Here is a 10,449-nt window from a genome sequence, read left to right on the forward strand (position 1 = left end):
TGAACCCCTTTTGCTACATCTTTGGATGTGGCTTTTTTTATGCCACAAATTTTTACAGACCCCGCTATTTATAAGGATAAGACCATGAATCAGATTGCACCGATGAATATCCATCAACTCCCTCATCTCCCAATTCCGAATGAGAGGAATGAATCAAATACAGCAGCTAAAAGAACAGCGACAGCCAAGCGTTTAGCCAATACAAAGAATATGGATTATCAGGAATGGCTTGAAGTGCGTAAGCAAGGTATTGGCAGCAGTGATGCCGCAACTGCCTGTGGCCTCAATCCCTATACGTCGATGTTGGAACTATGGCTGACCAAGACCGGGCGTGTGCAGCAGAACATTAATGATGACAGCTCAGGCATTGCACCGTTGTATTGGGGCAAGCAGCTTGAGCCGCTCGTTGCGGAGTACTACAGCCTACATACCAACAATAAAGTCCGTCGTGTCAATGCTGTGCTTCAGCATCCCGATCCGGATAAATCCTTTATGTTGGCAAACCTAGATTACTCAGTTGTCGGCAATGAGGAAGTGCAAATTCTTGAATGCAAAACCGCAGGGGAATATGGTGCCCGGCTATGGCGGGATGGTGTACCCCTGTATGTGCTGTGTCAGGTGCAACACCAACTTGCAGTGACAGGTAAACAGGCAGCGCATGTTTGTGTCCTCATCTGTGGGCATGAAACCAAGATCTTTAAAGTGACGCGGTTTGAATCGGTGATTGAACACATTGTTAAAGCAGAGCGTTACTTCTGGGAATGTGTAGAAAATGATGTACCTCCATCTGTGGATGCCAGTGAATCCGCAGCCCAAGCTATCCTGCAACTTTATCCAGCCCATGTGCCACTGACCGTTGAAAATCTCTCACAAAATGAAAATGCCAATTTGATGTTCGATCAGCTCATCAAAATGAAAGAAGAGATTCAGCATAAACAGGAACGCTTTGATCAGCTTAAACATCAAATCCAGATGCTGATGAAAGATGCAGAGCGAGCAGTGTTCAGTCGTGGTTCCGTAGTGTGGAAGAAAGCCAAGGACTCCATCAGTTTGAATACCAGAGCCTTACTTCAGCACCAGCCTGAACTCATCGAGCTTTATCCACTTCAAAAGCAGGACAGTCGTCGATTCAACATCTATACCGACTAAGCCTATTTCAGCCCATTCAAATACCGATGCGCAAAAACCGCTCCCCGCCCTCCACTCGCTAGGAATAGAGGGCAATACGGTCGCGGCTTTTGTAGCTAGCTATATACATATTTATTGAATCAGGTGATCTACATAAAGGTGGATGATCTGTAAAAAACCAAATTGAGGAAAATAGAATGATTAAAGGTTTAGCGATTACACCACCAGCCTTAGGACGTATCAGTATTGGTCGGGTGGTGGAAAAGAACGGTAAGCGTCTGCCTGAAAAGGATGACCAGTTTACCATTACTTCCCAAATCCAAAGCAAAGAGGGATGGGTGAAACATCCACTGGATGAACAGCTTCGAGCCAATACTCCCAATCAAAAGCTACGCTCAATCCCCGTCAGAATGATCTTTAATGATCCTGATCTGAACTTACGAGCTGAATATACCTTGTTTGACCGACAGACCGGACGGCCAGTATGTGTCGGTAATGGGGAAACCTGCCAGCGACTTACCACTCAAGGGGTCGAGCAGCATCTGTGCCCATCCCCTGATTTATGCCCACTGGCTCAAGGAGGGAACTGTAAGCCGTATGGACGTTTGCATATGAACTTGGATGACTCGGATGAATTTGGCACATTCATTTTTAGAACTACAGGTTTTAACAGCATACGCACGTTGGCTGCTCGACTCAGTTATTACCATGCAGCATCAGGAGGCTTACTATCATGTTTGCCGTTACAGTTGACATTACGGGGCAAGAGCACCACACAGAGTTATCGCCAGCCTGTTTACTACGTGGATCTGACTTTACGGGATGGCATTAACCTGAATGAGGCTATTACTCAAGCCAAGCAAATTGATGAACAGAATAAAGTGGCAGGATTCTATCAGGAAGCTGTAGATCACATAGCTAGGCAGGGTTTTGCCAACGCGCAGTTTGAAGTGAATAGTGAGGAGGGAATAGGTGGGCTCGAAGAATTTTTTAGCGATGGATATGAAGAGGAGCAATCAGATGATTCTATTGAAGTAATGAGTATTCAGAAAAGCTTGAAAAATTCATATAAGCAGTTAAATTAGCTTGTATTTATTTTAAAGGTTGAACCAGAAAAATATTAAATATTTTTTAATCTAATATCATGGTATTTATAGTCTTAACCATTTTTAGTTCATTACTTACCTTTTCAAGTGGGAAAAATATTGTAAATATTTGGCTTTTGAGAGTTGCCGTTTACTACTTTATAACGAGTTTCTTCCAATCTTTATTAGTAATTTGGATAGGAATTATGGCCCTAAAAAATGCAGATTACAACACGTAAAAGAAAGCCCTTTAAAAGGGCTTTCTTTTTTTAAATCTCAAAGCCTACTGATGAGTTTTGGGACTCGAATAGTACTCTTATACTCAAAGCTTCACTTAAACTGTAGTTCTACGAATAATTTATTGCGAAATAAATTTCTTGAGAATATCGATTTCAGTTGGGGGTAGTTCAAAAGCTTGACTAAAAATATTCTCAATCTGAATCATGTTACTTGAAATCATTCGCTTAATGATAGTTTGCTTGTGTGGAATTTTGATATCAAGTAATTTTTTTTGATTATCAAGAATATCAATACAGAGCTTTTCAATTTGAGATTTTATTGGATCGGCTAAATGAGGAACAGGTAATTGTTCCATGAATTGTTTACTGTGCGAGTAATATCCATCTCTAAAAGTACTTGCTTGGGTTTTTATTAAAGCTTCAATTAAGGGATGATGTAATAGGGCTAATAGGACAAAATCTGAGAACTCATTTGTAGATGCCCTAAGGCTATAATATGGCCCATTACCTCCACCTGTCATCATGATATTTTTATCATCGTATGTATATCGAGCTTCTTTAGAAAGTACAGAGAAGACAATTTTAGGTTTATCAAATTGAGTTAAGCTTTGAGATCTACCAAATTGATAGAATTGCTGTTCATTTTTATCTCCACCGTTAATTTTTCTTTTTTCAAGCTCGGCTTTTCTTGCTAATAAATATTCATAGCAAAGAGGAAAATCCGATAGCATTTTATCTGGTTGAATTAATCTAGCTTTTACTTTTCCATTTATCTCTTCAAAAGAATAAGGAAAGATTAGCCAATTATTAGAAGGTGTAAATGTATATGCTTGAAGAGTCATTTTATGAATAAATGGCTTTAGAATAGCTTTCTCAATCTCCCATTCTTTATTGTTCCATTCTATTACTATAGTCGTTGAGGTTTCATTAATAGCTTTAAATATATATATTGAATCAGCACTAGTTTGTAAACCAACAAAAATATCTGCGATCTTAATTAAATTCTGGTAATTTCTACTTTTAATTTTGTCTAAGATTAATTGGAGTTCATAATGTTGGAATGACCACGGAGTAGTAGAAAGAGCAGACATAGGAAGGTATGTTGTATTTGCGATTTTACTATACTTCCAATTATCAAGATCAATAATTTTTTCAAATTTAATATTCTCACATCCAGATTTATTCAAATGAACTAAACAAGTGTAGTTTGTAGCTTGATTACCAAACACTTGTAAAACCCCAAAGTCTGAAATACTTTCTAAGATTTTGTTATCCAGCAATAGTGTACGTAACAATGTACCTGCTTTAATTGACATAAATTTATTTGGAATAATAAAACCTAGGCGTCCATTTGATTTAGTAAGTTGTATAGATCTTTCTATAAAGAGGTAATATTTATCAAAATTATCTTGTCTGGCAGTTGTGTAAGGAGAGAGGTCATTTTTGTAGAAATTCACTTCTTCGGGTGAGTAATGTGTCATGTTCTGGATGCGGATATAGGGTGGATTGCCAACGATTACATTAAAACCACCTTTCAAAAAGTCATTCTGAAATGCTATATTCCATTCAAAAGGATTAACTTTTTCTAGAAGATCAAAAGAAGTTGTATTATTAACTAATACCCATTCTGAATGACTTACTAAACTATTACCAAATAGTATTAATGAGTCCAGTTCTGGTAACGCTGGTGTAGAGTACTCCCTAACAAATGTTTGTAAATTTTCAGCAGATTCATTTTCAATTAACTTTAATAAAAGGCTAAATCTTGCAACTTCAACGGCATTATTGTCTATATCTACACCACGAATATGCGACAGTAAAATTCTTCTCTTCTCGGCATAATTTAATTTCCATAAGCCATTAATACTTTCATAAATTTTATTATGTTTATTTTCTTGGGTTGAATTTGAAGTATACCAATCTAAGTAATAATTTAATAAATAATCAAATACGGATAATAGAAAAACTCCAGATCCGCAGCAAATATCACTTATGGAAATATCTGAGACTTCAGCTGGAGATTTACCTGAAAATAAAGGATTTAAAGTATTCTCAACAATAGTATCTACAATATAGCGAGGAGTAGGTACAACTCCACCACTTTCTTTAACTTCAGGTTTATAAATAATATCAACCGTGTTTCCATCCTTGATTATGATTGACTCACCTAAAAATTGCTCATAGATTTCACCAAGTACTTCAGTCTCTACAACAGCAAACGTATAAGGGCTTAATGGATAATATAATTCATTAATAACTTCATTAAGCGTATTGTCTGAAATTGTAATATTAAATGCTTCATCATCTATAAGACGGAAAAGTCCGGAATCATAAAATTCATCTGCTCGTTTTAGTTCTTTCATAAAAGACGTAAAACTAGATTTCCCTGAAAGTTTTTTTAAATTTTGATATTTTTCAATATCTCGATCTTCACATATTCTTAGGAAAATAATACGTAATAGGAAAATTTGTACTGCATAAGTTAGTTCATCTGATGATAAGGTTGCATTATTTTGATATATATCGAGGGCTAGTTTCTTTCTCCAGCTTCTTACTTGATTAAGAAAGAATATATCGAATGTTTCTGAGCCTTTTTTTAATAATTTTGTAGAAAAGTTTTTATCAAAATCCCCAGAAAACATTGAAGATCTAGATAAAATCAACCAAAGTTGATCGAAATTTTGATCAAAATCTTCGTATTTAATTATTAATAATCGAGCAATATTAGGATGATCTTGAGAGTTTGGTTTGTATTGACAATCATAGACAGCGATTTGATAAAAATTAGTTAAAACAACGATTGGGAGACTACCCGAATAACCATACCGACGTGCTTGAAATGCGGCGTCTTTGGTAGTCTCTAAATTTACATTAGGTTTTTTCGCTTCTAAAAATAGTTTACGTTGTTTTGCTACTCTTAATTCATAATCAGGCTTTTTAGAAAATTTTTCGTCTTCAATCTCTATAGTCGCTTCTTCAATAACTTCTCTTGAACTAAGAGAAATAGCCTCTTTATTATAAATATCCCAGCCAAAAATTTCTAAAAGAGGTGAAATAAAGTCAGTACGGACTTGAGTCTCATTATAATTTTTTTTCAGATAATCAACTTCATTCTGTTTAAAAATTTTAACGAGCTCTTGAAGTTGAGCTCTTGCCTTATTTTTTGCTTCGATTGAGTTACTGATCATAAGTTTTCTATTATTTATGTTTTAGATCGTTTTCGAGTATTTCGACGATCACGCATTTTAATCCAAATTTCTTTGAGCATATTGCATTCTTCTTTAGATAATCCCAAAGATTTTTGCAGGATGATACGAGAATTTTCTTCAAGCACAGAATCTAATTTTCCTGCGCGAATCAATTGGTCAACCTCATTTAAAGGCATCGCATCAGATAATTTTTTAGGAACAAGAATTCTCTCAGCTTCTTTAGGTTCAAGCTCAAGAACCCCGCCTCCATAACTTCTTCCTTCAATTTCCGCTGATGCAGCAGTTAACCAAGAATATGTGTTTTCAATAATGAGTCTTGGATCCGCTCCCTTACTTTTGAATCTATGAATTGTATCAGTTGAAGTTGCTTGTGTTTCATTCAGTACAATTCTTGGAAAATCATATATCTGTCTAAAGAAAAATCCATCTGGAATCCAAATGGAAGGGACTTGATACCAAGGTTTACGAATAGAACATTTATAACCTTCATGATAGCGTTTTTCTTCACCACTCTTAATATAATCAAGTATTTCTTGTGAAAGATTATTAACTCTCTCTTTATTTATATCTAATAAAAAAACTCGATTGCCTTTAGCAGCTAATGTTTCTAAATCTTGTTTATAAACCACCGATCCTTTTAGTTGAGTGGAGCGGGAGACTAATGAAGTCATATAGGAAGGAATATTTAGCTCTAAAACTTGTTCTTCAGATAGAACAAAAAATTCATTTTTTCCAGTAACAACTCCAACATTTACGTGGGCATGTTCACCTAGGTTTGCACAAATGTCAGCATCTCTTAAAGCTCTCATCAAAGAAATTTGTTGATTACTTAAAAAGTATTTGAGCCATTTTTCATTTTCATGGCGTACAGATTTAGGTTCACGTTTTTGTAGAAAAATTTCAGGTTGTGTTGTAGTTATTTCATTTACAGACTGCGCGTCTATTAACGATACCTGACAATCATTATTTAGCTGGCTTTGAGGTAAAGCTCCGTCAGCTAAAAGTAAAACAACCTCTTGTTCTGCATTTTCAAAAAAAAGTTCATTACAAGCAATAATCTCAATTTCTTCAAAACATTCAGTTAAAAATGAGCGCAGTTGAGCTGCATATGTAACTTGTAATATTTCTGCAGGTAGTACTAATGCTAAACGACCTCCTGGTTTTAATAATGCTGATGCAGCTACAACAAATGGTACCCATATATTTGTTAATTTATTAGGCGTTAAACCGAGGGACTTCATCATTGCCATAGCCAATGAGCGATGAGGTTCAGGAAACGATTGATATCTAATGAATGGGGGATTACCTAGAACTACATCAAATTTTTTATTTTTATTGTTTTCCCACCATTCAAAAAAATCTGAATTATTAACTATAGATGTTTCAGAACTATTAAGTAGCAAATTCACACGTTCCGCTGATTTTTTAGCTTCTGTCGTATTAAATTCAATACCCGTAATTTGGTTTTTTATTTCTTTTGTTTTTGTTTTAAGCTCTTTTAAGCGGGTTATGGCAGCTTCTAAAAAAGCACCATCACCACAGCTTGGTTCTAAAATTGTTTGTTGATTATGTTGGATAGCCCACGCACTTAACCATGTAGCTACTTCAGGACTAGTGTAGTATCCACCACGTAACTTATCAGCGTCTAAGTTTGAGAAACGTCCTTTAAATTCAACTTTATCATCAGTAGTATTACTAGGAAATAGTTCCAAATTTAAAGTGTTCATTCAACTCTCATAAATATCAGCGATTAAAACTATTTTAGATAGAATTCCTTAAAAAGAGTGATCTATTTGAGGACCGATCATAATAACAAGACGAATTTTAGAAGCAAGAGATATCTTTTAAAAGAGGTATTTCGTATTAAAAATTTTGAAGAATCAGCCATCAAAATTTTACGTTTTTAAAGATAAGCCCCACGCAAATAGGCCACTTCAACTTCATCAGGTAGTTTATGTACAAGCACATGCTCACAAACTTCGCAGGGTAATTTATTTTATCTGCTGACCAATCACGAAATATTGAGCGAAAACCATGTGTTGTAACCACACGATTTTGTTTAGGGTCAGTATAACCGATATCATTTTCTTTAAATTTTTGCACATGCATACGTTTAATCAAAGTGGTTACATCGACTTGTTCTAGTTGCTCTTTACTGTGGACTTTTGGGAGAATTTAAAAAAATTGCTCTTATTGATGATGAAGTGTGCTGTTTAGAAGAAAGTGTTTTTGTTACTGAAGATACAGCTGACATTAAGAGGTAAGATCACAACACAAAGCTACCACACACTTGTCTATTACGTTAATCTCACTATACGCGAGGGTGTCAGTTTGAAAGATGAGACTGTTTAAGCCAAAGCCCAAGCCAAACAGATGGATGAACAAAGCAAGGCAGTGGTAGGAGGCTTTAGATTATGTAGCACGGCGAGGTTGTGGCAATGCTGGCTTTGTGGTAGGAGGTGAAGAGGGGGCAGGATATTGTTAAGGAGTTTTATAAGGAAGAATCTAAACTACAAGAATTTACATAACTTCATGATCTAACGCATGTGTAGGATATTCGTATATGGCTGAATAGACTCAAGCAAACTCATTGCTTCTTCAGACAAAGGTGCACGGTGTTCTTTTTCTGCTTTCATTCGTTCTTTGGGAATGGTCCAAACCTTATTCCTAAAATCAATTTCCTGCTATTTAGCTCCAAAAATCTCACCAGATCGACAAGCAGTTAAAATAAAAAAATTAATGTATTAGTAGATATATCCTGCTTCTGCCTTAAGATATTGGCTAAACCCAGATAATTTTTCATGAGCTAAAAATAAGAGGAAACGTATTCAAATATTAAAAATTAACTTCTCTTACTTAGGAGTTATTAATAGAGTCTATCGATAAAGTGTTATTTAGAATAATTAAATAAAATTTACCATTTGATGAAAAATCTTTCAGTTGAGAGGGAGGGAGTATTGCAAATCTTAGATAAAAAAAGTAGATTTCGTTACGTATTGAAATTTTATATTAATAATTGTAATCATGAGAAAAAAACTTTATTTAAGTCTTTGTTGTATCTGGGGAATAAATGATGGATATGCTGCAGAAAATATCAATCTATTCGCTGCTAAGCCCTTATCTCCACAAGACTTATCGCTTCCAGAGCTCATTCGACAAGATCAGCGTTTAAGTGATTTAAAGCAACAGCTGGATACTCAGGCCATCATTCAACCTATATCAGCACACTTATTAAAAAAACAGCCGCTCATTGTGGCGGAAGAACCCTGCTTTGACATCAACACTATCCACACAGAGGTGAATGATTCAAATTCAAAAACCATTGATACTTTTAAATTTTTAAGTCAAATACTCAATAAAAAAAATAATAGGATTATTGGGCAGTGTATTGGTACCCAGAGTTTACAGAACGTGGTTAGATTCGCTCAAAATGAATTGATCAAGAAAGGTTTTGTCACCAGCCAAATTGTGGTACCTGAACAGGACATGACTCAAGGGATTTTGAGGTTTGAACTCGTGCCAGGACGTATAGCAAAGATCAGTCACAGTGGCCCTGATATTTCAGCACTACAGTTAAAGACAGCACTTCCTTTTACAGAGGGCGATATTCTTAATATTCGCTTATTAGATCATGCATTAGAAAACTTAAAAAAAATAGTGGGGCCCGAAGTCGATATTCAGATAGAGGCTGCCACAGAAGAGTCTGCAGTGGGGCAGAGTAATATTGTGATTAACACGCAACCCTATAAAAAGCTTAGTGTCAGTTTGTCTGTAGATGATTCTGGCAATAAAAGCACCGGACAATATATCGGTAATATTGGTCTAACCCTTAACAATCCTGCTCGAATGAATGACCGTCTGAATCTTAACTTTAGCCATTCACTTGATGATTTTGATCAAGACCGTAATAAAAGTTACTTTGCTAGCTATCAGCTGCCATTCCAGACTTTTGACTTGAGTGCATCTTACAACTGGTATGAATACGATCAGTATGTTGCAGGTTATGAGAACCCGATTTTATACAGTGGTGAAAGTAAGCAGACCAATATAACCCTGTCAAAAATGTTGTTACGTGGAACCCAATATAAAACTTCCGTTTACGGCAAAGCTTATCAAAAGCAAAATCAAAACTATATCGAAGATATTGAAATTGGTGTTCAGCATCGACGCACCGCTGGCTGGCATGCAGGTATTCAACATCAACACTATGTTGGCAATGCCTTAATGGATCTAGCACTGGATTATCGAAGAGGTATAGGCGCTTTTAATTCACTCGCTGCTCCAGAAGAAGAAATCACCGATATCTTTGGCAATCCACTTCCTGTTGAAGGTTATTCACGCGCACCACTTTGGAGTGCTGACCTACGGATTAACTATCCTTTCGCTTTACTTAATCAGCAGGCTCAGTACCGAATCAACTGGAAAGGGCAGTACGCACCTAAAGTCTTGGTTCCACAGGACCGTTTTTATATTGGTGGTCGCTATAGTGTTCGTGGCTTTGATGGGGAAATTATGTTGTCTGGAGACAATGGTCATTTCCTGCAGCAGGAAATCAATGTCAATCTCCCTTTTAACAGCCAGCTCTATGCAGGGGTAGATCAAGGATGGGTTGGAGGTGAACACAGTATTGCAGGGCAGCGTTATTTGGCTGGGGGAGTTGCGGGAATCCGTAGTTATTACCAAGGGCTGTATCTGGATGCTTTTGCGGGACACGGACTGGTTGCGCCACAGAGTATGAAAAGAGAACTCACTACAGGCTTTAGTCTTAGTTATTCCTACTAAATATTT

5 protein-coding genes and 3 pseudogenes are annotated in these 10,449 nt (G+C 36.3%); 4 read left to right on the forward strand and 4 right to left on the reverse strand.

Annotated elements, in window-relative coordinates:
- Nucleotides 1-84: 84 nt before the first annotated feature.
- Both AC3CAU_RS07980 and AC3CAU_RS07985 read left to right on the forward strand, forming a co-directional pair.
- Entirely contained in the window at nt 85-1,149 is a 1,065-nt protein-coding gene (locus tag AC3CAU_RS07980) for a YqaJ viral recombinase family nuclease (RefSeq protein ID WP_447054238.1), read from the forward strand.
- Between the two features lie 176 nt (nt 1,150-1,325).
- Nucleotides 1,326-2,213 (forward strand): recombination directionality factor, encoded by an 888-nt coding sequence (locus tag AC3CAU_RS07985; protein ID WP_447054239.1) that lies wholly within the window; start codon nt 1,326-1,328, stop codon nt 2,211-2,213.
- Between the two features lie 358 nt (nt 2,214-2,571).
- Here the strand turns inward: AC3CAU_RS07985 and AC3CAU_RS07990 are convergent, their stop codons facing one another.
- The 3 genes and pseudogenes from AC3CAU_RS07990 to AC3CAU_RS08000 all read right to left on the reverse strand — a co-directional run.
- Entirely contained in the window at nt 2,572-5,640 is a 3,069-nt protein-coding gene (locus tag AC3CAU_RS07990) for an Eco57I restriction-modification methylase domain-containing protein (protein ID WP_447054240.1), read from the reverse strand.
- A 14-nt stretch (nt 5,641-5,654) separates the two neighbouring features.
- Nucleotides 5,655-7,388 (reverse strand): N-6 DNA methylase, encoded by a 1,734-nt coding sequence (locus AC3CAU_RS07995; RefSeq protein WP_447054241.1) that lies wholly within the window; start codon nt 7,386-7,388, stop codon nt 5,655-5,657.
- 176 nt (nt 7,389-7,564) lie between these two features.
- Nucleotides 7,565-7,791 (reverse strand): annotated as a pseudogene (locus AC3CAU_RS08000) (tyrosine-type recombinase/integrase); the annotation flags it as partial.
- Between the two features lie 105 nt (nt 7,792-7,896).
- Here AC3CAU_RS08000 and AC3CAU_RS08005 point away from each other — a divergent pair.
- A pseudogene (locus AC3CAU_RS08005) lies at nt 7,897-8,189 on the forward strand (recombination directionality factor); the annotation flags it as partial.
- 30 nt (nt 8,190-8,219) lie between these two features.
- Here the strand turns inward: AC3CAU_RS08005 and AC3CAU_RS08010 are convergent.
- A pseudogene (locus tag AC3CAU_RS08010) lies at nt 8,220-8,434 on the reverse strand (tyrosine-type recombinase/integrase); the annotation flags it as partial.
- A 251-nt stretch (nt 8,435-8,685) separates the two neighbouring features.
- Here AC3CAU_RS08010 and AC3CAU_RS08015 point away from each other — a divergent pair.
- The gene (locus AC3CAU_RS08015) at nt 8,686-10,443 is read left to right on the forward strand and encodes a ShlB/FhaC/HecB family hemolysin secretion/activation protein (protein WP_447054242.1); all 1,758 of its coding nucleotides are present in this window, start codon (nt 8,686-8,688) and stop codon (nt 10,441-10,443) included.
- Nucleotides 10,444-10,449 lie beyond the last annotated feature (6 nt).

Source organism: Acinetobacter sp. GG23 (genome assembly GCF_057766365.1).